Below are 22259 nucleotides of genomic sequence, written 5' to 3'. Positions count from 1 at the left end.
GCCTCGTGGACGCCCAGGGCCGCATCGACACCGCACGCCCGCTGATCGAGGGCGAGGCCAGCGTCGCACTGCCCGGCCTGCGGGCCCGCTGGAGCGGCCTGCTCGCGCAGGCCCAGGGCCAGGGCGACCTCGACCTGGCCCTGGCCGATGGCGCGCGACTGCTGACCTGGCTGCGCGCACTGGCCGACGCACCGGTGCTGGGCGAGATCGTGCGGCCTGCGCTGGCGCCGCTGGCCGACTGGCAGGCCGAGGGCCAGGCCCAGGCCCGCCTGCGCTGGCAGGGCGGACTGGGCGCCCTGGGCTTCCCCGGCCCGCAGGCGCGCAGCGCCGCCCCGCGGCTGGACCTGGCGCTGGACACCGAGCGCCTGCAACTGGAGCGCACCGGCGAATCGCCCATGAAGCTGGCGCTGGGCAGCACGCACCTGAGCGTTCAGGGCCCGCCCGATGCCCTGGCCGTGGCGCTGCGCACGCGCGCCGAATCCTCTGGCTGGCGCGCCGACCTGGACACGGCCGGCGAACTCGGTTTCATCGGCCTGCCCCTGAACGCGCGGCGCGGCCAGTTGGCCTTGAGCCGGCTCAAGCTGTCGGCCACGCCCGCCGGCGCGGCCAATGGCAACGGCACCAGCGGCACCCGTGAGAACGGCGCTGCCGTGACATGGGCGCTGAGCAGCCAGTCTCCCCTGCGCGCGCGCTGGCAGCCGCGCGGCGACGCCATCGACGCCGAACTGGACGGCGCCAGCCTGCAGGTGCAGCCGCGCCGCGCCGGTGGCGCCGCGCTCGCGCCGGTGAACCTCAGCTGGGAGCAGTTGGTCTGGCGCGCCGGCGCACTGCAGACGCGCGGGCGCATCGACGGACTGCCGCTGGCCTGGGCCGACGCGCTCACCATCAGCGACACGCGCCCCACCGGCGCTTTGGCGGAGGCGGGCCTGGGCGGCGACCTGGTCTTCGACGGCCGCTGGGACCTGAGCCTGCCCGCGCAGGCCAGCGAACCACCGCGCCTGAGCGCGCAATTGCAGCGGCGCGCCGGCGACCTCGCCATCCAGACCCTGGGCGCCTTCGACGACCCGCGCGCCAGCGCGAACCGCGTGCAGGCCGGTGTGAAAACCGCGGAGCTCGAGTTGCGCACCGAGGGCCGCCGCGTCAACGCGCGCCTGCGTTGGGACAGCGAGCGCTTCGGCACGGCCAGCGCCGACCTCGCCAGCGAGCTCAGCCCGCCCGATGCGGCGCACGGTGCCTGGCACTGGCCCGACACCGCGCCGCTGTCGGGCCGCGTGCGCGCCAGCCTGCCCGAAGTGGGCGTGTGGAGTGTGCTGGCGCCCCCTGGCTGGCGCGTGCGCGGCGCATTGAACGCCGAGGTCAGCGTGGCCGGCACCCGCGCCGCACCGCAGCTCACCGGCGTGCTGGAGGCCAAGGACCTGGCCCTGCGCTCCCTCGTCGACGGCATCGTCTTTCGGGGCGGCGAGCTGCGCGCCACGCTCGCGGGCGAACGCATCGTCATCGAACGCTTCCGGCTCGAAGGCCGCGGCGGCGCCGAGCGTGGCGGCGTGCTGCAGGCCAGCGGCAGCGCCGAATGGCGGCGCGTGCAGCGCGACGGCGCCACCGTGCGCGAACCCCTGATCGAACTCGAGGTCAGTGCCGACAAGCTGCGCGCCTCCTCGCGCCCCGACCGGCGCGTCACCGTCAGTGGGCAGGTGCGCGCGCGCCTGGAAGGCGCGGCCCTGCAACTGCGCGGCACGCTGCGCGCCGACGAAGCCCTCATCGTGCTGCCCGACGAAGCCGCGCCCAGCCTGGGCGACGACGTGGTGGTGCGCGGCACCGAATACCCCATCGACCGGCGCGGCGGCGTGCCCGTCGTTCCCGACGTGCGCATCACCGTCGACCTGGGCCCCTCCTTCGAACTGCGCGGCCAGGGCCTGCAGACCCGCCTGGAGGGTCAACTGGAGGTCCGCACCAACCCACCCGATCCCGAGCCGCGCATCGTCGGCGAGGTGCGCACGGTGCGCGGCACCTACCGCGCCTACGGCCAGCAACTGGCCATCGAAACCGGCGTGCTGCGCTTCAACGGTGCCTACGACAACCCCGCCCTGGAGATCGACGCCGTGCGCCCCAACACCACCCAGCGCGTGGGCGTGCAGATCACGGGCACCGCGCAGGCCCCGCGCGTGCGCCTGTTCTCCGACCCTGAAATGCCCGACAGCGAGAAGCTGGCCTGGCTGGTGCTGGGCCGCCCGGCGAGCGGTGCGGGTGCCGAGGCCGCCGTGCTCCAGCAAGCCGCGCTGGCCCTGCTCGCCGGCAGCGACGGCGGTCCGCTCGACGGCGGCCTCGCGCAGGCCCTGGGCCTGGACACGCTCAGCTTCACCGGCACCAGCTCCAGCAGCACGGGCGACGGCACCAACAGCTCGGCCGCCGTCATGCTGGGCAAGCAGATCGCCGACAACCTGTACCTGAGCTACGAGCGCAGCCTGGCCGGCACGCTGAGCACCGTGTCCATCTTCTACGACGTCTCGCGCCGCGTGACCGTGCGGGCGCGCGCCGGCAGCGAGAACGCCATCGACCTGATCTTCACGCTGCGCTACGACTAGGCCGTGCGCCCGACGGGCCCGCGCAGGCCCCGCCGATACAATCCCGGCTCCCCGCGCCGCCGTAGTTCAATGGATAGAACGAGCGCCTCCTAAGCGCTAGATGCAGGTTCGATTCCTGCCGGGGGCGCCACCCTCAATGGTGTGCGGCTCGGCAGACACATTCACTCGCGCCAATCGTCCCCGGGCATGATGCGCTTCATGAACTCGTCGAACATGGGCACGGTGAACGCCGTGTCCCCGTGGTTCGGGCTCCAGACCATGCCCTTCGTGATGAGAGCGCTGCGCGTAGGCGCCAGCGACGAGACCTTGGCGCCGTAGCAGGCAGCGATGTCGCCCGAGCGGTGCGGCCCCGCACCCAGTTCCGCCATCGCACGCAGGTAGCGTTTTTCCTTGGGCGTGCAGCGGTCGAATCGCACCCGGAAGAAGCTCTCGTCCAGCGCCGCGATGGCCTGGGTAGAGGCCTCGGCCACGTCGCGCCGCCTGATGGGCGATGCGCTGGCCGCCAGCCAGGTGTGGCTGCCCCATTCCTGCAGGAAGTACGCATAGCCCTCCGTCAGGGCCAGGATGCGCTCGACGGCGTCGTCATCAATGGTGGCGCCTTCGTTCTCGATCGGGCGGCCAATGGCCTGCCGGGCCGCCTCGTCGGGCAAAGGCCCGATTTCGGGGAATTCGAACAGGCGTTCCGCGTACGACTTGGCGTTGCCCATCTGCCCGCGCAACTGCGGCAAGCCCGCACCCACCAGAATGACCGGCAGTTGCCTCTGCTCCGTCCTGTGCATCGCCGTGATCAGCGCGGCCAATTGCTCCTCTTCAACGTACTGAAGCTCGTCGATGAACAGGGCCACCGCCGTGCCGGCCGCTTTCGCCGCCAGACCCACCTGTTCGAACAAGGCCTGCAGATCGTGCTCGAGGTCACCGTTGTCGGCCAGGCCCGGTTCGGGGTCGAAGTCGTAGCCGACTTCGATGTCCTGGTACGTCACCTTGAGCTTGCTGGCGAAGCCGGCCAGCGCGCGCAGTCCCCTGACCGCATGGTTCTTGGCGGCTTCGAGCCGGCTCAGCCGCAACAAGGCCTGCCGCAGTTGTGGCGCCAGGATCGCGGGCAAGGAGCGCCCCTCGGGCGCCTCGATCCGCACGGTGTGGATGCCCGAGGCCTCCGCATCCTGCCGGATGCGGTCCAGCAGCACGGTCTTGCCGACACCTCGAAGGCCCACCAGCATGGCGCTCTTCGCCGGGCGTCCGAGGCGGGTGCGTTCCAGGCTGACCCGCAGGGATTCGCGCAACTCGTCGCGCCCCGCGAGTTCCGGCGGCGGCGTGCCCGCGCCGGGCGCAAAGGGGTTTCCGATAGGGTCCATGGGGTGTTTATACCAAAGTTTGGAAAGTTATCAAAATTCGATAACTTTACAAAACTCACTTGATATGACCGTTCAGCGCTCAGCGGTCAACTCCTTGTCGAAACACTGGCTCCTCGTTCGTCGTGCACGTGAAGCCACCCCACGCCCCGTGCCGGGCCTTCACCTTCATCCACCCAACGGAGAACCCGCATGACCTCGCTCAGCCCCTACCTGTCCTACAACGGCAACTGCGCCGAAGCCATGAACTTCTACGCCAGGCTGTTCGGCGCGAAGCTCGAAGCGCTCATGACCTATGGCGACCTGAAGGACCAGATGCCCTGCCCGCCCGGTGGCGAGAAACTGGTGATGCACGCCTACCTGGTGCACCCGGGCTTTACGCTCATGGCCGGCGACACGCCCCCCGGCATGGAATTCAAGGGCATCGAAGGCGCGATGATGGCCATCACCTTCGACACGCCGGCCGAGGCCGAGCGCGTGTTCAAGGCGCTGAGCGACGGCGGCAAGGTCACCATGCCGCTGGAGGAGACCTTCTGGGCCAAGACCTTCGGAATGGTCACCGACCGCTTCGGCACGCCCTGGGGCATCAACGGCGGGCCGAAGGAAATGCCGAAGGGCTGATCAAATAGCCGGATCAGCGCAGCATCGCGTAGCCGATGCCGATGGCGGCGATCAGCCCCACCACGTCGGCGAACAGCGCGCACACCAGCGCGTAGCGCGTGCGCTGCACGCCGATGCTGCCGAAGTACACCGCGAGCACGTAGAAGGTGGTCTCGGTGGAGCCCTGCACGATGGCCGCCAGGCGCCCGGCGAAGGAGTCCACGCCGTGCGCCTGCATCACGTCGATCATCAGGCCGCGCGCGCCCGCGCCCGAGAAGATCTTCATCAGGCCCACGGGCAGCGCGGGCAGGAAATCGGTGTTGAACCCCAGCGCCGACACCAGCGCGCCGATGCCCGCGAGCAGGAAATCCATGCAGCCCGCGGCGCGGAACAGGCCGATGGCGACGAGGATGGCGATCAGGTAGGGCACGATCTGGATGGCCACGCCGAAGCCGTCCTTCGCGCCTTCGATGAAGGCGTCGTACACGTTCACGCGGCGCACCGCGCCCGCGATCACGAACAGCATCACCACGCCCAGGATCACCGCCGCGCCGGTGGTGCCGGCGACGCGCGCGGCCTGATCAGCCGGCAGGCGGGCCAGCGCCGTCACCGCCGCGGCGAGCAGCCCGCCCACCGCCAGCACCGGCAGCAGAAACCGCGCGCGCCACAGCGGCAGGCGCTGGCACACCGCCACCGCCAGCACGCCCGCCAGCAGCGCGATGAAGGTGACCAGCAGCGTGGGCAGAAAGATGTCGGCCGCGTTGAAGCCGGCGCCCAGGCCCTGCTTGAGCGCCACGCTCTGGCGGATGGCGATGACCGAGGTGGGGATCAGCGTGAGCCCCGCCGTGTTGAGCACCACGAACATGATCTGCGCGTGGCTGGCGGTGCCGGCGGGCTCGGTGTTGAGCGACTGCAGCTCGCGCATGGCCTTCAGGCCCAGCGGCGTGGCGGCGTTGTCCAGGCCCAGCAGGTTGGCCGAGATGTTCATGGTCATGGCGCCCTGCGCGGGGTGGCCCTGCGGCACCTCGGGGAAAAGGCGGCGCAGCAACGGCCCGGCCAGGCGCGCGAGCAATTCGATCATCCCGGCGCGCTCACCCACGCGCATGAGGCCCAGCCACAGCGCCATCACCCCGGCCAGGCCGAGCGAGATCTCGAAGCCGGAACGCGCGCCGTCGAACAGCGCGGTGAGCAGTGCGGGCAGGATGCCGTCCTCGCCCAGGGCCCAGCGCACCAGGGCGGTGGCGAAGGCCACCGTGAAGAGTCCGATCCAGGCCCAGTTCATCGCCATGGGGGGCGATGGTAGGGCCTGCGGCCAAGGGCCCGGCTACACCTGCAGCTGCCCCTCGGTCAGGGTATCGAGCTGAAACCGCCCACTGCGGTCCCACAACCAGGTGTCGATGTAGCTCGTGCGGCTGCCCGGTGACGGGAACGGTGCGGCGTCGCGCACCAGGCGCTCGATCTGCGCCACCACCTCGGGCGCGTGGCCGGGCGCGCGCAGCCACTTGAACGAGCCCACACGCCCGCTGCCTTCGACCACCACCTCCAGCACGCCGATGGCGTAGAGCATGGCCGGCAGGCGGCCCTGGTAGATGCGGTCCGGGTAGCGGCGGTAGAGGTGGCTGGCCGCGGCGCGGCGGTAGGCCGGGTCGGCCGCCGGGGCCTGGCGGCCCGGGACGGGCAGCGAGGGAAAGGAGCAGCCGGCCATGAGCACGGCAGCACCGGCGGCGGCGCCCAGGGCCAGGAGTTGGCGCCGGTCGCCCAGGGGCTGGGGAGGTGTGCGATCCATGCGCGGGATTGAAGCAGCGCGCGTGCGCCCACACAAGGGCCGCAACAAGAACTTACGCGGCGTGTCAGCGCCGCCGCGCACGGATCATCGGCAATAGCATCCTCAGGCCTCAGGTTCCCAAGGGTTGACGACCTTCAAGCCGGCCACCAGGAAGTCGTTCACGTTGCGCGTGGCCACCGCGAAACGGTGCTCAAGGGCCGTGGCGGCAATCATCGAATCCCGGAATGACTTTTTGTCGGGCACGTGCAAGGGCGCGCACCACTTCACCGTGTGGCCCGTGAAGCCCAGCACCCGCCCATCGAATTCAAGCAAGACCCGGTCACACCAGGACCGCAGCGTGGCGCCCTGAACGGCATCACGCCGCTGCATCAACTGCACACCGATTTCCATCTCCATCACGGTGATCGCCGACAGGTAGAGCTCATTGATCGGTTGCCTGGCGGCCCAAGCCCGCACCGTCTGCGACTGCTGTGCCTTGCCGCTTCGCAATTCCGAGATCACGTTGGTGTCCAGCAGGTACATGCCGGCCCTTCAATCCAGCTCGGCGGGCTTGAAGTCGCCGTCGATCCTGGGCGGCTCGAAGTCGACATCGCCGCCGGGGATCGCGTCCATGGCCTGCAGCAGGCTTTGCGGCTGGGTGTGGGTCAAGGCGTAGTAGTCCTCGATCGTCAGCAACGCGAACGCCGGGCGGCCTCGGTCTGTGATGAACACAGGTCCTTCGGTGGCCAGGCGCTTCGCATGGCCCACGTCGCGCGCGAAGTCCCGGCTGGGTACGGTGTGGATGGACACGGGCACTCCTTTCGGCACCGGATGTGCAGCAGAATTTGTCTGCATGTTACGACAAAACCTGTTTCTGCCGCAGCGTGCGGCTGAGCAGCATCACCGGGATCAGCCCCACCAGCACCAGGGCCAGCGCGGGCAGCGCGGCCTCGCCCAGGCGTTCGTCGCGCGCCAGGTTGTAGGTGACGACGGCCAGGGTGTCGCTGTTGAAGGGCCGCAGCACCAGGGTGGCGGGCAACTCCTTCATCACGTCCACGAACACCAGCAGCGCGGCCGCCGCCGTGGCGCGTTTGAGCAGCGGCCAGTGCACGCGCGCGGCCAGCGCCGTGCCGGTGGTGCCCAACATGCGGGCGGAGTCGTCCAGACTGCCCGGAATGCGCGCGTAGCCCGCCTGCACCGACTGCAGCGCCACCGCCGAGAAGCGCACGAGGTAGGCCCAGACGATGCCCATCGCCGTGGCCGTGACCCAGTAGCCCACGCCAGCGTCAGGCCAGCGCTCCTGCACCCAGCCCACCGGCAGCAACAGGCCCACCACGATGACCGCGCCCGGGATGGCATAGCCCAGGCTGACAAGCTGCGAGACGCCGCGGGTGAGGCCCGAGGGTTGCGCGCGCACCGCGAAGCCCAGTGCCAGGGCGATCAGCACCGCCAGCACAGCGGACAGGCCCGCGAGCCGCACGCTGTTGAGCGCCCACTGCTGGAACTGGCCCCAGGGCAGCACGTCCCAGCCGCCGATGAGCGGGTGCAGCATGAACAGCACCGGCAATACGAAGCCGAACAGCACGGGCAGCGCGCACACCAGCACCGCCAGGGCGGCGCGCGAACCGTGCAGCCGCACGGGCTGCGCCTCGGCGCTGCCCGCGCGCTGGCCGCGCAAGGTGGCGAAACGCATGCGCCGCTGCGCGCGCTGCTCCACCCACAGCAGCGCCGCCACGGTCAGCAGCAGCAGCGTGGCCAGTTGTGCCGCAGCCAGGCGGTTGTCCATCACCAGCCAGGCCTTGTAGACACCGGCGGTGAAGGTCTGGATGCCGAAGTAGCTGGCGACGCCAAAATCGGCCAGGGTTTCCATGAGCGCGAGCGCCACGCCGGCCGCCACGGCCGGGCGCGCCAGCGGCAGCGCCACGGTGCGGATGCGCCGGGCCAGCGGCGCACCCAGCAGGCGCGCGGCCTCCATGAGTTGCGCGGCGCGCTCGGCCAGCGCGGTGCGCGCGAGCAGGTAGACGTAGGGATAGAGCGTGAAGGTGAAGACCCAGACCGCGCCGCCGGTGCTTCGCACCTCGGGCAGCAGCCGCCCGCTGAGGCCGAAGCTGGCGCGCAAGCCGTTCTGCAGCGGGCCGCTGAATTGAAGAAAGTCGGTGTAGGCGTAGGCCACCACGTAGGCGGGCATGGCCAGCGGCAGCAGCAGCGCCCATTCGAAGGCGCGGCGGCCCGGGAAGTCGAACAGCGTGACCGCCGCCGCCGTCAGCACGCCCACCAGCGCCACGCCGATCGCCACGCTCAGGCACAGCACCAGCGAGGTGAGCGTGTAGTCGGGCAGCACGGTCTGCGCCATCTGCAGCAGCACGTCCTGCGCGGCGGCGTCGAAGCCGAACCAGGACGCGGCGAGTGCGAACACCGGCAGCACCAGCACGGCGGCCAGCGACAACAAGAGCACCTGAGCGGACCAGCGCGGCATGGAATCGGGTTGTGTCTTGGGCGCGGCGGCTCAGGCCTTCAACCGCATCAACGCAAATGAGAATTGTAGATATCTACAATGGCCCGCATGTTCCTGCAGGTCTCGCAACTCCAGGTGCGCTACACCGGCGCGCCCCACCCGGCCGTCGATGGCGTGAGCTTCGGGCTCGCCGCGGGCGAGATCGGCGTGCTGATCGGCCCTTCGGGTTGCGGCAAGACCACGCTGCTGCGCGCGGTGGCTGGCCTGGAGCGGGCGCAGGACGGCGAGATCGTGCTCGATGGCGAGACGGTCAGCAGCCCGGGCCTGCACGTGCCGCCGGAGCGGCGGCGCATCGGCATGGTGTTTCAGGACTACGCCCTCTTTCCGCACCTGGACGTGGCCGCCAACGTGGCCTTCGGCATCCACGCCTTGCCGCGCGCGCAGCGCGAGGCGCGCGTGGGCGAGGTGCTGCGCCTGGTGGGCCTGGAGCACCTGCGCGCGCGCCACCCGCACGAGCTCTCGGGCGGCCAGCAGCAGCGCGTGGCGCTGGCGCGCGCGCTGGCGCCCAACCCCCGCCTGCTGCTGCTGGACGAGCCCTTCTCCAACCTCGACGTGGACCTGCGCGAGCGGCTTGCGCACGAGGTGCGCGGCATCCTGAAGGCGGCCAACGCCACGGCGCTGTTCGTCACGCACGACCAGTTGGAGGCCTTCGCCATCGGCGACCGCATCGGCGTGATGCACGAGGGCCGGCTGCACCAGTGGGACGAGGCCTACGCGCTGTACCACCGCCCGGCCACGCGCTTCGTGGCCGAGTTCATCGGCCATGGCGTGTTCGCGCCGGCGCAGATCCTGCACCAGGGCGACCAGGTGTCCGTGCAGACGCCGCTGGGCCCGCTGCAGGACGTGGAGGAGTGCCCGCTGCCCAGCGCCTACGAGGCCGGCCTGTGCGACGTGCTGCTGCGCGCCGACGACATCGTTCACGACGACGACGCGCCGGTGAAGGCGCAGATCGTGCGCAAGGCCTTCCGCGGCTCGGAGTTCCTTTACACCCTGCGCCTGGCCAGCGGCGAAACGCTGATGACCCACGTGCCCTCGCACCACAACCACGCGGTGGGCGAGTGGATCGGCATCCGCGCCGAGGTCGACCACGTGGTCACCTTCGAGCGCAACGGCTCCGCCTCGTCGCCGCCCGCGCCGGGCGTGCCGCTCACGCCGGGCTGACGGCCCGGCGTGGCCTGCGCAGCCACCACATGGCCACGCCGGCCACGCACAGCGCCACCACGGCCAGGCAGGCCGCCAGGTTGAGCAGCGCGTTCCACAGCCCCATGTCGCCCTGGTGCAGGGCGATCACCACAGCCATCGTCTTCGCCATGGCGCCGTAATCGGCGAAGCCGATGTCGGCCAGCACGCGCCCGCTGTGGCGGTCCACGTGCACGGTGCGGTCGCCCGTGGGTTGGCCCAGGTCGCCGCTCATGGTGTTGGCGGAAATCGTGTACACGCCGCGAGCCTCGCGCGGCGGCGCGATCTGGTGCTGGCCGCGAAAGCCGATGCGCGTCGCGAAGGCCGCGACGCTGTCGAGGTCCACCGGCGCGCTGGCGGCGAGGCCCTCAGCGCCTTCGGCCGATCCCGAGGCCGGCAGCGGCGTTTGCGCCAGGCCCCAGGGCACTTCCTGCAGGCCGGCGGTGTTGAGCGCCGCATGCGGCTCGTGCGACAACGGCACGGCGCGGGACTGCTCGATGGGAAAGCTGCCCCAGGCCTGCAGCCACTTCCCGCCGGTGATGCCGGTCCAGGTGAGGCCGCTGAGCAGGAAGACCACCAGCACCGCGCCCGTGCACAGGCCCAGGCTGCCGTGCAGCGACCGCCACCGGCCCAGGCCGCGCGCACGCGGATCGGGCCACAGGCGCGAGCGCCATCTCTGTTCGCCGCGCGGCCACCACAGCACGGCGCCGCTGAGCAGCATCACCAGCGTGGCCCAGGCGACGACCTCGATCACACGATCGCCCACGTCGCCGATGAGCAGCGTGCCGTGGATGCGCTGGGCCCAGGCGAAGGGCGTGTGCTCCTTGTCCACCCAGTGCAGCACGGTGCCGCGATNNGCGGTGCGAGGTAGGTGCGCAGCTTGCCGCCGGGCACATCGGCCATGGCGGCCAGCGCCTGCGCGCTCACCGGCTGGGCTGTGGGCAGCGGCTCTACGCGGGGGTCGACCCCCAGGCGCGTCTGGAAGCCGGTGTAGAAGACCATCACGGCGCCGGTGATGGCGAGCGTGAGCAGGAAGGGCAGAACCAGCAGGCCGGCGAAGGCGTGCCAGCGCCATGCCACCCGGCGGAGGCTGGCGCGCAGGTCGACGCGGACGCGCGCACGCGCGCTCGCGCCCGAGGCGTCGGGCAAAGAGGACATGGGAAGGCCTCGCGGACGCGGATCAGTGCTTGCCGTGGCCGCCGCCGTGGCCGCCGGCCGCCGGTGCCGGCGCGGCCGCCAGCGCGCGCGCCGTCGCCTTCACGTCCTGCGTCTGGCGCTTGCCGTCGGCGCCCTCGAACACCAGCGTCAGCGGCACGGTGTCGCCGGCCTTCACGGGGCCTTTGAGATCCATCAGCATCACGTGGTAACCACCGGGCTTGAGCTCCACGGTCTGGCCCGCGGCCAGCGGCAGTGCGGTGACGGCGCGCATGCGCATCACATCGCCTTCGAGCTTCATCTCGTGAACTTCGACGATGCCGGCGGCCGGCGAGCGCACCTCGACCAGTCGCGTGGCCTGCGGGGCGGTGAGCTTCATGAAGGCGCCGGTGGCCGACTGCGCGCCGATCGTGGCGCGGGCCCAGGCGTCCTGCACCTGCACCGGGCTTTGGGCCCAGGCGGTGGCGGCGATGGCGAAGGAAGAGGCGATGAACAGGTGTTTCATGGGGAATCCGGATCTGAAAAGCAAGGAACGCGGGGCGGCCCTGGGGCCGCTGCCGCGAGCGGACAACTCAGATTCCCCGGGGCGGGGCGCGCACGGGGGCGTGGGCACTGGGCGCGGCGTCCCAGCCGCGTTGGGCCCGGGCCTTGGGCAAGGGCTGCTGGCCCGCATCGGGCAAGGCCAGTGCATGGACCGGTGGCTGGCCAGCCGCGCCGCCGGCGATGACGCCCCAGGGGCAGGTCATCGCCGTGTCGCTGGCGTGGCCCCCGGCGCTGTCACCGCTGTCGGCGCGCACCCAGGTGATGCCGCTGGCGCTGCAGATCTGCACCCAGTGGCCCGCGTCCGGCCCGCGGGCCTTCAGCGCGGCCTGCGACAGCGTGGGCGCGAACGCGCCGAAGCAGACCGCCAGGAGGGCGATCCACGCGGTGCCACGGCGCAGCCAGCGGTGCAGGAACATGGGGCGGGATTTTACGGGTGGGGGTCTCGCCGGTGACGCCCGGGGCCTTGCGCCGCCCGCGCACCGGGGCCACGATCGCCCGTTTCGAACGACCACCGGAGACAGTCCCATGCTCAAGCTCTGCGGCTTCGCGGCCAGCAACTACTACAACAAGGTGCGGCTCGCCCTGCTCGAAAAAGGCATTCCTTTTGAAGAAGAACTCGCCTGGATCGGCGAGACCGACAAGTCCTGCAGCCCGCTGGGCAAGGTGCCCTACCTCAAGACGGACCAGGGCGCGCTGTCGGAATCGACCGTGATCCTGGAGTACCTGGAAGACGCCTACCCGCACCCCCCGCTGTTGCCGGCCGACGCCTTCGCCGCCGCCAAGGTGCGCGAGCTGGTGCGCTACCTGGAGCTGCACCTGGAGCTGGTGGCGCGAAACCTCTACCCCGAGGCCTTCTTCGGCGGCAAGGTGAGCGACAGCGCGAAGGAGAAGATCGCGCCGCAGCTCGAGAAGAACATCGCGGGCTTCGCCAAGCTCACCACCTTCTCGCCCTTCCTGGCGGGCGATGCGTTCACCCTGGCCGACTGCGCGGGCGCGGTGCACCTGCCGCTGGTGAGCAGCGCCACCAAGATCATCTATGGCCGCGACTTCCTGGCCGATCTGCCGGTGCGCGACTACCTCAAGCGCCTGGGCGAACGGCCCACGGTGCAGAAGCTCAACGCGGACCGCAAGGCGAATACGGAACTCATGTTGAGCCGCGCCAAGGCAGCCTGAACGCCCCGGGCGCCCCGCGCGCCCACCCTGAACCGGGTGGCACCGCGGAACCGGCTTCGCCGGGCCGCAGGTGCCGCCCCCCTTGAGGGGGGTCGCGCGAAGCGCGGCGGGGGGTACTCACTTCTTCGGCCGGATCGCGTCGGCCGTCCCCTGGATGAACGCCTTGATCTTCTGCACGTCGTCCGCGCTGAGCTTGCCCGTGAAGTCGGGCATGCCGCGCGCCATGGCCGGGCCCTTGAAGACGAACTTGTCCAGGTTCTCGATGAAGGCCGAGTCCATGTAGCCCAGGTTGGGGATGTTGCCGCCGCGGTCCACGCCCGGCACGCCGTGGCAGAAGACGCAGTTGCTCACGTAGAGCGCGGTGCCCTCGGGCACGTGGGCCGGGTCGTACTTCACGCCCTCGACGAGCTGGCTCATGCGGTAGGCCACGAACGCCGGCGCCGGCGCCTTGCCGCCGACAGCGAAGGTGTAGACCGTGCCCGGGCCCTGACGGTCGGTCGCGCGGGCCGCGATGCCGTACACGCCGCCCCAGCCCACCGCGATGGACACGTACTGCTTGCCATCGACCAGGTAGGTCACGGGCGCGGCCACCACGCCGGTGCCGGTGGGCGTCTCCCACAGCTTCTCACCGTTGCTGGCGTTGTAGGCCACGAAGCGGCCGTCGGCCGTGCCCTGGAACACCAGGTTGCCCGCGGTGGTGAGCGTGCCGCCGTTCCAGGGAGAGACGTGCTCCACCGTCCAGCGCGGCGCCTGCTTCACCGGGTCCCAGGCCACCAGGCGGCCGAAGGGCTTGCTGGTGGGCGGCTCCACGTTGGCGAACATGGCCATGTTCCAGCCCATGCCGCTGTGCGGCTCGCCGGGGCGCACGGCGTTGAACTTCCAGTCCTTGTTGTCCACCAGCGAGATGGGCACGCCCTGCACCGGCATGTAGACCAGGCCGGTCTTGGGGTTGAAGGACATGGAATGCCAGTTGCGCGCGCCGTAGGCGCTGGGAATGATCTCGCGCGGACGGTCGGCGACGCGCGCGATGTCGGTCTCGATCGGGCGCCCGTTCTTGTCGTAGCCGGTGGCCCAGTTCACGTCGACGAAGTTCTTCGCCGAAATGAATTTGCCGTTGGTGCGGTCGATGATGAAGAAGAAGCCGTTCTTGGGCGCGTGCATCACCACCTTGCGCTTCTTGCCGTCCAGCGTGAGGTCGGCCAGGATCATGGGCTGCGTGGAGGTGTAGTCCCAGTTGTCGCCGGGCGTTTCCTGGTAGTGCCACACGTACTTGCCGGTGTCGGGGTTGAGCGCGACGATGGACGCCAGGTACAGGTTGTCGCCGCCCGCCGGGCTGCGCTTCTTGTGCGCCCAGGGCGAGCCGTTGCCGGTGCCGATGTAGAGCAGGTCCAGGTCGGGGTCGAAGGCCATGGCGTCCCACGCGGTGCCGCCGCCACCGGCCTCCCACCACTTGCCGGCGGGGTCCCAGGTCTTGGCGGCCTTGGCCATGGACTCGTCCTCGAAGGGTTTGGACGGATCGCCCGGCACCGTGAACCAGCGCCACTTCTGCTCACCGGTCCTGGCGTCGTAGGCGGTGACGTAGCCGCGCACGCCGTACTCGGCGCCGCCGTTGCCGATGATGACCTTGCCCTTGACCACGCGCGGCGCGCCGGTGATGGTGTAGCTGAACTTGCGGTCGATGATGGTGTCCTTCTCCCACCGCTTCTGGCCCGTGGCCGCGTCCAGCGCGATCAGGCGGCCGTCGTAGGAGGCCACGAACACCTGGCCTTCGTGCAGCGCCACGCCGCGGTTCACCACGTCGCAGCAGCCCTTGAAGCCGCCCTCGCGCGGCACCTGCGGGTCGTAGGTCCAGATGCGCTTGCCGGTGCGCACGTCGATGGCGTGCACGATGCTCCAGGACGCGGTGACGTACATGATCCCGTCCACCACCAGGGGCGTGGCCTCCACGCCGCGGGTGGACTCCAGGTTGTACGACCAGACCAGGCCCAGGTCCTTCACGTTGCCGGGGTTGATCTGGTCGAGCTTCGAGTGCCGGGTCTCGGCGTAGTCCAGGCCGTGGCTGGGCCAGTCGTGGGTGGCGCGGCTGTTCTGCCGCACGAAGGCCCCGTCGACCTGGGTCGTGACCGCCGTGATGTGGGCGGCCGATCCCTTGACTGGTGTCGTCTGCTGGGCCAGCACACTTGACGTGGCGGCCAGCAGCAGCGCCAGGCCAAGCGACGTCGGGGCGGCGCGCGTGGCGAGCGAATGGGTGCTCATGGTGTCTCCTCTGTTATGCCGTTCCGGGCCGGCGTGTGGGGTCGTCGGTGCGCTCGCGCATCCCCCGGGAACCGGATGCCTTGGGCCTCATGTTCCGCAGCCGGCCATCGCCCAGCACCCCCGGGATTTCCCTCAAGTGTTTTGTTCCACCGTGGAACAGAGTGGCGCGTGGCGCAGGGATTTCCCGCAGCGCCGCGCCGTCGCGCGCGGCCCATACTGCCCTCGCCCACCCCGAGGTGCCCATGGCCGAACCCGCACGCCCCTTGTTCTTCCAGACCGCCGAGCAGCGCACGGCACTGGCGCGCCAGCGCTTCTTCGACGAGGGCGAGCGCCCCACGGGGCTGGTGAACGAGGCGGTCATCCAGTCGTGGATGCGCTGCACCGCCGCGCGCCGAGACGCGCGCCAGGCCGTGAGCTTCGACCCGGTGACGCGCAGCCGCATGCACGCCTGCCTCACGCGCAACCAGCAACTGCTGGCGGCCGGCAACGAGGATTTGCAGCAGCTCGCCGCGGCGTTGCTGGGCACCAGTTGCCGCGTGCTGCTCACCGACGGCCAGGGCGTGGTCATTCACGCCAGCGCGCCGCTGGGCACGGCGCCCCAGCCCCTGCTGGACGCGGGCAGCCGCGTGGGCGTGAACCTGGCCGAGGGCGAGATCGGCACCACGGCGCCGGGCATCGTGGCGCGCGTGGCCAGCGCCTGCACGGTGCACGGCGCCGAGCATTTCCACGAGATGCTGCAGACCCTGCACTGCGCCGCCGCGCCGATCCGCGACGTGCACGGCCGCCTGGCCGGCGTGCTGGATCTGTCCATCGAGGGCTCGCCCTTCGGCTTCGACGCGGCGGGGCTGGTGGCGCTCTACGCCAGCACCATCGAGAACCGCCTGTTGCGCCTGCAGTCGCCCGCTCACCTGGTGCTGCAGTTCCAGGCCAGCCCGCGTGTGCTGGGCACGCCGCTGGAAGGCCTGGCGGGCGTGGACGTGAACGGCGCGCTCGCCTGGCTCAACCCGGTGGCGCAGCGCCTGACGGGCGCGCAGGCGCTGGCGCACCCACCGGTGGAGGAGGTCTTCGGCCTGGCCTTCGAGGAGCTGCTGGCCCTGCACCGCGTGCGCGAGCCACGCGCGCTGCGCCTGCCCAACGGGCTTTCGGTCTGGGTGCGCGCACACATCGGCAGCGCCGACGGCGTGGACTTCAACCGCGCGGTGGCCACGGGTGCGCCCTCGGCCCAGGAGGGCGATGCCGAGCCGCACGCGCCGAGCACCGACACGGCGCCCTCCTCCACGCTGGACGATCACCGCGACCGCGTGATCACGGAAACGCTGGCGGCCTGCGGCGGCAACATCGCGCGCGCCGCGCGGCAGCTGGGGGTGTCGCGCGGGCTGCTTTACCGGCGTCTGCGGGCCGCACCGGAGGCGGCGGCGGCCTCGGCCGACGCGCACTGACTCGCGACGTACTCGCGCTTAGCGGGCCGCGTCGAGCTCGGCCTGCACCTCGGCGCGCAGCGCCTCCGCCCAGGCGCGGCGGTCGCGGTCGCCCGCGCGCTGTGGGGTTCCGTAGCGCACCACCGCGCGCACGGTGTCGGCGCGCAGGGTGCGCCACACCGAGGCAATCAGCGTGTCCTCGCCCACGAACACCGGGCCGGGGTGAGGCTGGCCGGTGCCGCTGTCGAGATAGCGCAGGGCCACCGGCTGCACCGGTGCGCTGGCCGAGATGGCTGCCTGCAGCAGGTTGGCGTGGAACGGCAGCAGCCGGGAACCGTCGCCCGTGGTGCCCTCGGGGAACACGGAGACGGTTTCGCCCTCGCGCAGGCGCTCGGCCATGCGGTGCACCACACGCAGCGCGTCGCGCCGGTTCTCGCGCTCGATGTAGAGCGTGCCCGCGCCGGTGATGAGCGAGCCCAGCAGCGGCCAGTGCTGCGCGTCGGCCTTGGAGACGAAGCGGCTGGGGTGCGCGGCGTTCATCACGACGATGTCGAGCCAGGAGAGGTGGTTGGCCACCACCAGCACGGGGCCGTGCGCGGGCGCCTGGCCCTGCACGTCGAGCGTGATGCCCATGATGGCGAGCATGCGGCGCGACCATTCGCGCACGATGAGCTGGCTCTGGGCGTGCGTGAGGCGGCCGAACTCGGTGCGGATGATCCACAGCCCGCGCAGCACGTGCGCCACGGCGCGCAGCGCGCGCCACGCCGCGCGCGCGTGCCCGCCTCGAATGCGTCCGTGTCGAATCACCTGGCCGCCGAGGGCATTCACGCCAGCGCCGCCACGCCCTCGGCGGTGTGCGCGATCTGCCCGGCCACCAGCGTGGCGCGCACCGACACCGGCATCTCATGGCCCTCGAACGGCGTGTGCCGGCCCTGGCTGCGCAAGGCGGACGGCGCCACGACCCAGGGCGCGTCGGGGTGGAAAACCAGCACGTCGGCCGCGCCGCCCACGGCGAGTTGGCCCACACTGGCCTGCAGCGTGCCCAGGCTGGTGCCCAGCACCTGCTGCGGGCCGTGCGTGAGCACGGACAGGGCCTGCATCAGCCCCAGGCCTTCCTGCTGCGCCCAGGTGCAGGCCAGGCCCAGCAGCAGTTCCACCGCGCTCGCGCCGGGCTCGGCCTCGGCGAAGGGCAATGTCTTGGCGTCGCTGTCCACCGGGTTGTGGTCGGACACCAGGGCGTCGATGGTGCCGTCGGCCAGGCCGGCGCGCAGGGCGTCGCGGTCGCGCTGCTGGCGCAGGGGGGGCTGCAGGCGGAAGCGGCTGTCGTAGAAGCCGATGTCGACGTCGGTCAGGTGCAGGTTGTGCACGCTCACGTCGCAGGTGACGGGCAGGCCTTCGGCCTTGGCCGCGCGCACCAGGGCCACGCCGGCCGCGCTGCTGAGGCGGCACAGGTGCACACGGGCGCCGCCCTGGATGCCGCGCATGAGCTCGAACAGGGTGTGCAGGGCGATGGTCTCGGCCGCCGCGGGCACGCCGGCCAGGCCCAGGCGCGTGGCCAGCGGGCCGCTGGCGGCCACGCCCTTGCCCAGCCACAGGTCCTGCGGGCGCAGCCACACGGTGTAGCCGAAGGTGGCCGCGTACTGCAGGGCGCGCAGCAGCACCTGGGTGTTCTGGATGGTGACCTCGGCCTGGCCGAAGCCCACGCAGCCGGCTTCCGTGAGCTCCGCCATCTCCGTCAGCACCTCGCCGCCCAGGCCGCGCGTGAGCGCGCCGAGCGGGAAGACGCGCGAGCGGTGCAGCTTCTCGGCGCGGAACTTGAGCATGTCCACCAGGCCCGGCTCGTCGAGCACGGGCTCGGTGTCGGGCGGGCACACCAGCGAGGTGACGCCACCGGCCACGGCCGCAGCGGTTTCGCTTTCGAGCATGCCCGCGTGTTCCTGGCCGGGCTCCTTCAGGCGCACCGACAGATCGACCAGGCCGGGGGCGACGATGCAGCCGGTGGCGTCGAGGGTGCGCGCGGGGTGGAAGTCGGTGGCGATGGGGCCGATGGCGATGATGCGGCCCGCCGCGATGGCGACGTCGGCCATCTCGTCGCGGCCGCTGGCCGGGTCGATCACGCGGCCGTTCTGGATGAGGATCTTCATGCGGGGGTCACCTTGGGGTCGCGGTGGCGGACGGGGTCGATCAACTCGTGCAGCGCCGCCACCAGGGCCTCGCACTCGGGCTGCGAGCCGACGGTGATGCGCAGGTGCTCGGCGATGCGCGGCTGCTGGAAGTGGCGCACCAGGATCTTGCGGTCGCGCAGGTCTTGCTGCAACTGGAGCGCGCTGTGCCGCGGGTGCCGCACAAGCAGGAAGTTGGCGCGGGACGGCAGGCAGTCGAAGCCCAGCGCGGCGAGCTCGCGCGCCAGCCATTCGCGGCTGTCGACGATGCGCCGGACGAGCGACGCGGTGTGCGCCTCGTCCTCCAGCGCGGCCTGGGCGCCCGCCAGCGCGATGCGGTCCAGCGGGTAGGAGTTGAAGCTGTCCTTGACGGTGGTCAGTGCGTGAATGAGATCGGCGTGACCCAGCGCGAAGCCCACGCGCAGGCCCGCGAGCCCGCGCGACTTGGACAGGGTCTGCACCACCAGCAGCTGCGCAAACTCGTCGACCAGCGAGGCGGCGCTCTCGGCGCCGAAATCGACGTAGGCCTCGTCCACCACCAGCACGGAACCGGTGTTGCGCTCCAGCAGCCAGCGGATGTCTTCCAGCGGCAGCGCGATGCCGGTGGGGGCGTTGGGGTTGGGCAGCACGATGCCGCTGTTGGGCTGCAGGTAGTCGGCCACCCGCACACGGAAGTCTTCGTCCAGCGGCACCGGCTGGCACGGCACGCCGTAGAGCGCGCAGTAGACCGGGTAGAAGGAATAGCTGATGTCGGGCACCAGCACGGGCCGGCCGTGGCGCAGCAGGCCCATGAAGGCGTGGGCGAGCACCTCGTCGGAGCCGTTGCCCACGAAGACCTGATCGGGCCTCAGGCCGTTCTGTGCGGCAATGGTCTGGCGCAGGGCCAGCGCCGTCGGGTCCGGGTAGAGGCGCAGGCGCTCGTCCACCGCTTCGGCCATGCGCTGCAGGGCGAGTGGCGACGGCGGGTAGGGGCACTCGTTGGTGTTGAGCTTGACCCATCCCGCGCCCTGCGGCTGCTCGCCGGGCGTGTAGGCGCTCAGGCCACGCAGGGCCGGGCTCCAGAAGCGCGTGGCGGGGTCGGGTGCGGTGGCGCTCACGCTTCGTTGCCCGCGACGATGCCCATGACCGCCATGCGCACCGCGATGCCGAAGGTGACCTGCGGCAGGATCACGCTCTGCGGCCCGTCCACCACGGCGGAGTCGATTTCCACCCCACGGTTGATGGGGCCAGGGTGCATGACGATGGCGTCGGGCTTGGCCCACTTCAGCCGCTCGGGCGTGAGGCCGAAGCTCTTGAAGTACTCCTGGCTGGAGGGCAGCAAGGCGCCGCTCATGCGCTCGTTCTGCAGGCGCAGGGTGATCACCACGTCGCAGCCTTTGATGCCCTCTTCGAGCGTGTGGCACACGCGCACGCCCATCTGCGACAGGTCGCTCGGCACCAGGGTGCGCGGGCCGACCACGCGCACGTCGGGGCAGCCCAGGGTGGTGAGCGCGTGGATGTCGGAGCGCGCCACGCGCGAGTGCAGCACGTCGCCCACGATGGCCACGGACAGCTTCGTGAAGTCCTGCTTGTAGTGGCGGATGGTGTACATGTCGAGCAGGCCTTGCGTGGGGTGCGCGTGGCGCCCGTCGCCGGCGTTGACCACGTGCACGTGCGGTGCCACGTGTTGAGCGATCAGGTAGGGCGCGCCCGACTCGCTGTGGCGCACGACGAAGATGTCGGCCGCCATGGCGCTGAGGTTGGCGATGGTGTCGAGCAGCGACTCGCCCTTGGCGGTGGAGCTGCGCGCGATGTCGAGGTTGATGACGTCGGCGCTCAGGCGCGTGGCCGCGATCTCGAAGGTGGTTCGGGTGCGCGTGCTGTTTTCGAAGAACAGGTTGAACACGCTCTTGCCGCGCAGCAGCGGCACCTTCTTCACCTCGCGGTTGCTCACGCTGGTGAAGCTGGCCGCGGTGTCGAGGATGTGCGTGAGGATGTCGCGCGACAGGCCCTCGGTGGAGAGCAGGTGGATGAGCTCGCCGTTCTTGTTGAGCTGGGGGTTGCGGGCAGGGGTCATGGCTTGATGGCCTCCAGCACGAAGCGCAGGCGGCCGCTGTCGTCGCGCGCGAGTTCGAGCGACTGGCCGGCGGGCACCTCGACCTGCGCCACACACAGTTGCGCCTCGATGGGCAGCTCGCGCCCGCCACGATCGACCAGCACGGCCAGGCGCACGCTCTGCGGGCGGCCGTGGTCGAAAAGTTCATTGAGCACGGCGCGCAGCGTGCGGCCGGTGTAGAGCACGTCGTCGACGAGCAGCAGCTTCGCGCCGTTCACGTCGAAGGGGAGTTGGGTCTGCACGCTGCTGGCCAGACCGCGGCGCGCAAAGTCGTCGCGGTGCATGACGGAGGACACCACGCCACAGGCACCGGGCTGCTTCAGGTCGGCGTGCAGGCGCTCGGCGATCCAGGCGCCACCGGTGGCGATGCCCACGATCCGGGTTGCGGGCTCGGCGTCGAGCAGGGCCTGCACGCGCGTGCGCAGTTGCGCGTAGAGCGCTTCGGCATCGGGGGGGGTCAAGGCAGGCTCCTCAGGAACTGTTCCAGGATGATGCAGGCGGAGGCCGCGTCGGCGTCTCGCGCGCCCTGCGCGCGTGCCTCGGTGGTGCTGTAGCGCTCGTCCACCTCGAACACGGGCAGGCCATGGCGGCCGTGCAGGCGCCGCGCGAACTTGCGCGCCATGGCGGTGTTGGCGTGCTCGGCGCCGTCGGGGTGGAAGGGCACGCCCACCACCAGGGCGTCGGGCGCCCATTCGCGGATGCGCTCGGCCGCGCGCTCCAGGCGCGCGTCGCCCGTGGCCACGATGGTGGGCTGCGGTGTGGCGCTGCGGGTGAGTCGGTTGCCGGTGGCCACGCCGGTGCGGCGCTGGCCCACGTCGAAGGCCAGGAAGGTCTGCAGCGTGGCGGCGGCCTCAGGCATGTCAGGCGTGGCCGGCATCGGGCGAAAGCATCCACGGTTGCTGCAGACCCAGCAAGGCCATGGCGCGGTCGTAGCGCTCGGCCACCGGGGCGTCGAAAATGATCTCGATGTCGGCGGGCACGGTGAGCCAGGCGTTCTCGGCGATCTCGGACTCGAGCTGACCCTGCCCCCAGGAAGCGTAGCCCAGCGAGACGAAGACGCGGCGCGGGCCGGCGCCGGCCGCCATGGCCTCCAGCACGTCCTTGGAGGTGGTCATCTCCAGGCCACCCGGAATGGAAAGCGTGGAAGCGTAGACCGACTCACCGTCCTGATCGGGATTGACGGCCTCGTGCAGCACGAAGCCGCGCTCCGTCTGCACCGGCCCGCCCTGGAACACAGGCAGTTCCAGCAGGTCTTCGCGCGACAGGGGCAGCTCGACCTTCTCGAACAGCTTGGGCAGGAGGATGTCGCTGGGCTTGTTGATGACCAGGCCGAGGGCGCCGCGCTCGCTGTGCTCGCACATGAACACCACGCTGCGGCCGAACAACTCGTCGGTCAACCCGGGCATCGCGATCAGGAAATGATGGGTCAGGTTGGTCGGAGCAAAATCGGCGGCCATGCGCGGATTC

21 protein-coding genes, 1 tRNA gene and 2 pseudogenes are annotated in these 22259 nt (G+C 71.0%); 6 read left to right on the top strand and 18 right to left on the bottom strand.

Annotated features, from left to right (window positions below; genetic code table 11):
- Together GTO19_RS18155 and GTO19_RS18150 are read left to right on the top strand one after the other, a co-directional pair.
- Positions 1 to 2582, top strand: a 2582-nt coding sequence (locus GTO19_RS18155) for a translocation/assembly module TamB domain-containing protein (RefSeq protein ID WP_291020577.1), incomplete at its 5' end; no start/stop codon positions are given.
- 55 nt (positions 2583 to 2637) lie between these two features.
- Positions 2638 to 2712 (top strand) — tRNA-Arg (locus tag GTO19_RS18150).
- A gap of 31 nt (positions 2713 to 2743) precedes the next feature.
- On the opposite strand, the gene GTO19_RS18145 is transcribed toward GTO19_RS18150, so the two are convergent.
- Positions 2744 to 3934, bottom strand: coding sequence for an ATP-binding protein (locus GTO19_RS18145; RefSeq protein WP_291020576.1), 1191 nt, complete (start codon positions 3932 to 3934; stop codon positions 2744 to 2746).
- A 189-nt stretch (positions 3935 to 4123) separates the two neighbouring features.
- On the opposite strand from GTO19_RS18145, the gene GTO19_RS18140 reads away from it, so the two are divergent.
- Positions 4124 to 4552, top strand: a complete 429-nt coding sequence (locus tag GTO19_RS18140; RefSeq protein ID WP_291020574.1) for a VOC family protein — start codon at positions 4124 to 4126, stop codon at positions 4550 to 4552.
- A 13-nt stretch (positions 4553 to 4565) separates the two neighbouring features.
- On the opposite strand, the gene GTO19_RS18135 is transcribed toward GTO19_RS18140, so the two are convergent.
- The 5 genes from GTO19_RS18135 to GTO19_RS18115 all read right to left on the bottom strand — a co-directional run bounded on the left by GTO19_RS18135 (position 4566) and on the right by GTO19_RS18115 (position 8772).
- A complete protein-coding gene (locus tag GTO19_RS18135; protein WP_291020572.1) occupies positions 4566 to 5819 on the bottom strand; it encodes a nucleoside recognition domain-containing protein in 1254 nt (417 codons plus the stop codon).
- 36 nt (positions 5820 to 5855) lie between these two features.
- Positions 5856 to 6317: a hypothetical protein gene (locus tag GTO19_RS18130; RefSeq protein WP_291020571.1), complete on the bottom strand. Its 462-nt coding sequence runs from the start codon at positions 6315 to 6317 to the stop codon at positions 5856 to 5858.
- Positions 6318 to 6419: 102 nt separating this feature from the next.
- Positions 6420 to 6839, bottom strand: coding sequence for a type II toxin-antitoxin system VapC family toxin (locus GTO19_RS18125; RefSeq protein ID WP_291020570.1), 420 nt, complete (start codon positions 6837 to 6839; stop codon positions 6420 to 6422).
- Between the two features lie 9 nt (positions 6840 to 6848).
- Positions 6849 to 7106 carry a type II toxin-antitoxin system prevent-host-death family antitoxin gene (locus tag GTO19_RS18120; protein ID WP_291020569.1) on the bottom strand — a complete coding sequence of 86 codons (258 nt, stop codon included), beginning with the start codon at positions 7104 to 7106 and terminating at the stop codon, positions 6849 to 6851.
- A 46-nt stretch (positions 7107 to 7152) separates the two neighbouring features.
- Positions 7153 to 8772, bottom strand: a complete 1620-nt coding sequence (locus GTO19_RS18115) for an iron ABC transporter permease (protein WP_291020568.1) — start codon at positions 8770 to 8772, stop codon at positions 7153 to 7155.
- A gap of 87 nt (positions 8773 to 8859) precedes the next feature.
- Between GTO19_RS18115 and GTO19_RS18110 the strand changes: the two genes are divergently transcribed.
- Positions 8860 to 9972 carry an ABC transporter ATP-binding protein gene (locus GTO19_RS18110; protein ID WP_291020566.1) on the top strand — a complete coding sequence of 371 codons (1113 nt, stop codon included), beginning with the start codon at positions 8860 to 8862 and terminating at the stop codon, positions 9970 to 9972.
- On the opposite strand, the pseudogene GTO19_RS18105 reads toward GTO19_RS18110, so the two are convergent.
- The 4 genes and pseudogenes from GTO19_RS18105 to GTO19_RS18090 form a co-directional block, all read right to left on the bottom strand.
- A pseudogene (locus GTO19_RS18105) lies at positions 9959 to 10972 on the bottom strand (PepSY-associated TM helix domain-containing protein); the annotation flags it as partial. The gene GTO19_RS18110 and the pseudogene GTO19_RS18105 overlap by 14 nt on opposite strands.
- Positions 10900 to 11148: pseudogene (locus GTO19_RS18100) on the bottom strand (PepSY domain-containing protein); the annotation flags it as partial. The pseudogenes GTO19_RS18105 and GTO19_RS18100, both read right to left, overlap by 73 nt.
- Positions 11149 to 11170: 22 nt before the next feature.
- Positions 11171 to 11650 carry a copper chaperone PCu(A)C gene (locus GTO19_RS18095; protein WP_291020564.1) on the bottom strand — a complete coding sequence of 160 codons (480 nt, stop codon included), beginning with the start codon at positions 11648 to 11650 and terminating at the stop codon, positions 11171 to 11173.
- A gap of 67 nt (positions 11651 to 11717) precedes the next feature.
- Complete coding sequence (locus tag GTO19_RS18090) at positions 11718 to 12104, bottom strand: DUF2946 family protein (RefSeq protein WP_291020562.1); 387 nt, start codon at positions 12102 to 12104, stop codon at positions 11718 to 11720.
- A 109-nt stretch (positions 12105 to 12213) separates the two neighbouring features.
- On the opposite strand from GTO19_RS18090, the gene GTO19_RS18085 reads away from it, so the two are divergent.
- Entirely contained in the window at positions 12214 to 12861 is a 648-nt protein-coding gene (locus tag GTO19_RS18085) for a glutathione S-transferase (RefSeq protein WP_291020560.1), read from the top strand.
- Positions 12862 to 12978: 117 nt separating this feature from the next.
- Here GTO19_RS18085 and GTO19_RS18080 read toward each other — a convergent pair whose 3' ends face one another.
- The gene (locus tag GTO19_RS18080; protein WP_291020558.1) at positions 12979 to 15117 is read right to left on the bottom strand and encodes a PQQ-dependent dehydrogenase, methanol/ethanol family; all 2139 of its coding nucleotides are present in this window, start codon (positions 15115 to 15117) and stop codon (positions 12979 to 12981) included.
- A gap of 242 nt (positions 15118 to 15359) precedes the next feature.
- Between GTO19_RS18080 and GTO19_RS18075 the strand changes: the two genes are divergently transcribed.
- A complete protein-coding gene (locus GTO19_RS18075; RefSeq protein ID WP_291020556.1) occupies positions 15360 to 16556 on the top strand; it encodes a helix-turn-helix domain-containing protein in 1197 nt (398 codons plus the stop codon).
- Between the two features lie 18 nt (positions 16557 to 16574).
- Here GTO19_RS18075 and GTO19_RS18070 read toward each other — a convergent pair whose 3' ends face one another.
- The 7 genes from GTO19_RS18070 to GTO19_RS18040 are packed head-to-tail and all read right to left on the bottom strand — an operon-like array spanning position 16575 to position 22249.
- Entirely contained in the window at positions 16575 to 17363 is a 789-nt protein-coding gene (locus tag GTO19_RS18070) for a 1-acyl-sn-glycerol-3-phosphate acyltransferase (protein WP_291020554.1), read from the bottom strand.
- Complete coding sequence (locus GTO19_RS18065; RefSeq protein ID WP_291020552.1) at positions 17360 to 18679, bottom strand: dihydroorotase; 1320 nt, start codon at positions 18677 to 18679, stop codon at positions 17360 to 17362. The genes GTO19_RS18070 and GTO19_RS18065 overlap by 4 nt, the downstream gene beginning before the upstream one ends.
- Positions 18676 to 19794, bottom strand: a complete 1119-nt coding sequence (gene hisC / locus GTO19_RS18060; RefSeq protein WP_291020550.1) for a histidinol-phosphate transaminase — start codon at positions 19792 to 19794, stop codon at positions 18676 to 18678. Before hisC ends, GTO19_RS18065 begins: the two co-directional genes overlap by 4 nt.
- Positions 19791 to 20753 carry an aspartate carbamoyltransferase catalytic subunit gene (locus GTO19_RS18055; protein WP_291020548.1) on the bottom strand — a complete coding sequence of 321 codons (963 nt, stop codon included), beginning with the start codon at positions 20751 to 20753 and terminating at the stop codon, positions 19791 to 19793. Before GTO19_RS18055 ends, hisC begins: the two co-directional genes overlap by 4 nt.
- Positions 20750 to 21253: a bifunctional pyr operon transcriptional regulator/uracil phosphoribosyltransferase PyrR gene (gene pyrR / locus GTO19_RS18050; RefSeq protein ID WP_291020546.1), complete on the bottom strand. Its 504-nt coding sequence runs from the start codon at positions 21251 to 21253 to the stop codon at positions 20750 to 20752. Before pyrR ends, GTO19_RS18055 begins: the two co-directional genes overlap by 4 nt.
- Positions 21250 to 21651 (bottom strand): Holliday junction resolvase RuvX, encoded by a 402-nt coding sequence (gene ruvX / locus GTO19_RS18045; RefSeq protein WP_291020544.1) that lies wholly within the window; start codon positions 21649 to 21651, stop codon positions 21250 to 21252. The genes pyrR and ruvX overlap by 4 nt, the downstream gene beginning before the upstream one ends.
- A 1-nt stretch (position 21652) precedes the next feature.
- Positions 21653 to 22249: a YqgE/AlgH family protein gene (locus GTO19_RS18040; RefSeq protein ID WP_291020542.1), complete on the bottom strand. Its 597-nt coding sequence runs from the start codon at positions 22247 to 22249 to the stop codon at positions 21653 to 21655.
- Positions 22250 to 22259 lie beyond the last annotated feature (10 nt).

The sequence above is a fragment of the Hydrogenophaga sp. genome, assembly GCF_011772445.1.
In the GTDB taxonomy this organism is placed as follows: Bacteria; Pseudomonadota; Gammaproteobacteria; order Burkholderiales; family Burkholderiaceae_C; genus Hydrogenophaga.
Note: the sequence above shows the minus strand (reverse complement) of the source record. Positions and strands in the feature narration are given on the sequence as shown.

Excerpts from the sequence above, each read along its gene's own strand:
- GTO19_RS18145 (WP_291020576.1), bottom strand. The coding sequence starts at position 3,934 with ATGGACCCTATCGGAAACCCCTTTGCGCCCGGCGCGGGCACGCCGCCG.
- GTO19_RS18140 (WP_291020574.1), top strand. The coding sequence starts at position 4,124 with ATGACCTCGCTCAGCCCCTACCTGTCCTACAACGGCAACTGCGCCGAA.
- GTO19_RS18135 (WP_291020572.1), bottom strand. The coding sequence starts at position 5,819 with ATGGCGATGAACTGGGCCTGGATCGGACTCTTCACGGTGGCCTTCGCC.
- GTO19_RS18130 (WP_291020571.1), bottom strand. The coding sequence starts at position 6,317 with ATGGATCGCACACCTCCCCAGCCCCTGGGCGACCGGCGCCAACTCCTG.
- GTO19_RS18125 (WP_291020570.1), bottom strand. The coding sequence starts at position 6,839 with ATGTACCTGCTGGACACCAACGTGATCTCGGAATTGCGAAGCGGCAAG.
- GTO19_RS18115 (WP_291020568.1), bottom strand. The coding sequence starts at position 8,772 with ATGCCGCGCTGGTCCGCTCAGGTGCTCTTGTTGTCGCTGGCCGCCGTG.
- GTO19_RS18110 (WP_291020566.1), top strand. The coding sequence starts at position 8,860 with ATGTTCCTGCAGGTCTCGCAACTCCAGGTGCGCTACACCGGCGCGCCC.
- GTO19_RS18095 (WP_291020564.1), bottom strand. The coding sequence starts at position 11,650 with ATGAAACACCTGTTCATCGCCTCTTCCTTCGCCATCGCCGCCACCGCC.
- GTO19_RS18090 (WP_291020562.1), bottom strand. The coding sequence starts at position 12,104 with ATGTTCCTGCACCGCTGGCTGCGCCGTGGCACCGCGTGGATCGCCCTC.
- GTO19_RS18085 (WP_291020560.1), top strand. The coding sequence starts at position 12,214 with ATGCTCAAGCTCTGCGGCTTCGCGGCCAGCAACTACTACAACAAGGTG.
- GTO19_RS18080 (WP_291020558.1), bottom strand. The coding sequence starts at position 15,117 with ATGAGCACCCATTCGCTCGCCACGCGCGCCGCCCCGACGTCGCTTGGC.
- GTO19_RS18075 (WP_291020556.1), top strand. The coding sequence starts at position 15,360 with ATGGCCGAACCCGCACGCCCCTTGTTCTTCCAGACCGCCGAGCAGCGC.
- GTO19_RS18065 (WP_291020552.1), bottom strand. The coding sequence starts at position 18,679 with ATGAAGATCCTCATCCAGAACGGCCGCGTGATCGACCCGGCCAGCGGC.
- GTO19_RS18055 (WP_291020548.1), bottom strand. The coding sequence starts at position 20,753 with ATGACCCCTGCCCGCAACCCCCAGCTCAACAAGAACGGCGAGCTCATC.
- ruvX (WP_291020544.1), bottom strand. The coding sequence starts at position 21,651 with ATGCCTGAGGCCGCCGCCACGCTGCAGACCTTCCTGGCCTTCGACGTG.
- GTO19_RS18040 (WP_291020542.1), bottom strand. The coding sequence starts at position 22,249 with ATGGCCGCCGATTTTGCTCCGACCAACCTGACCCATCATTTCCTGATC.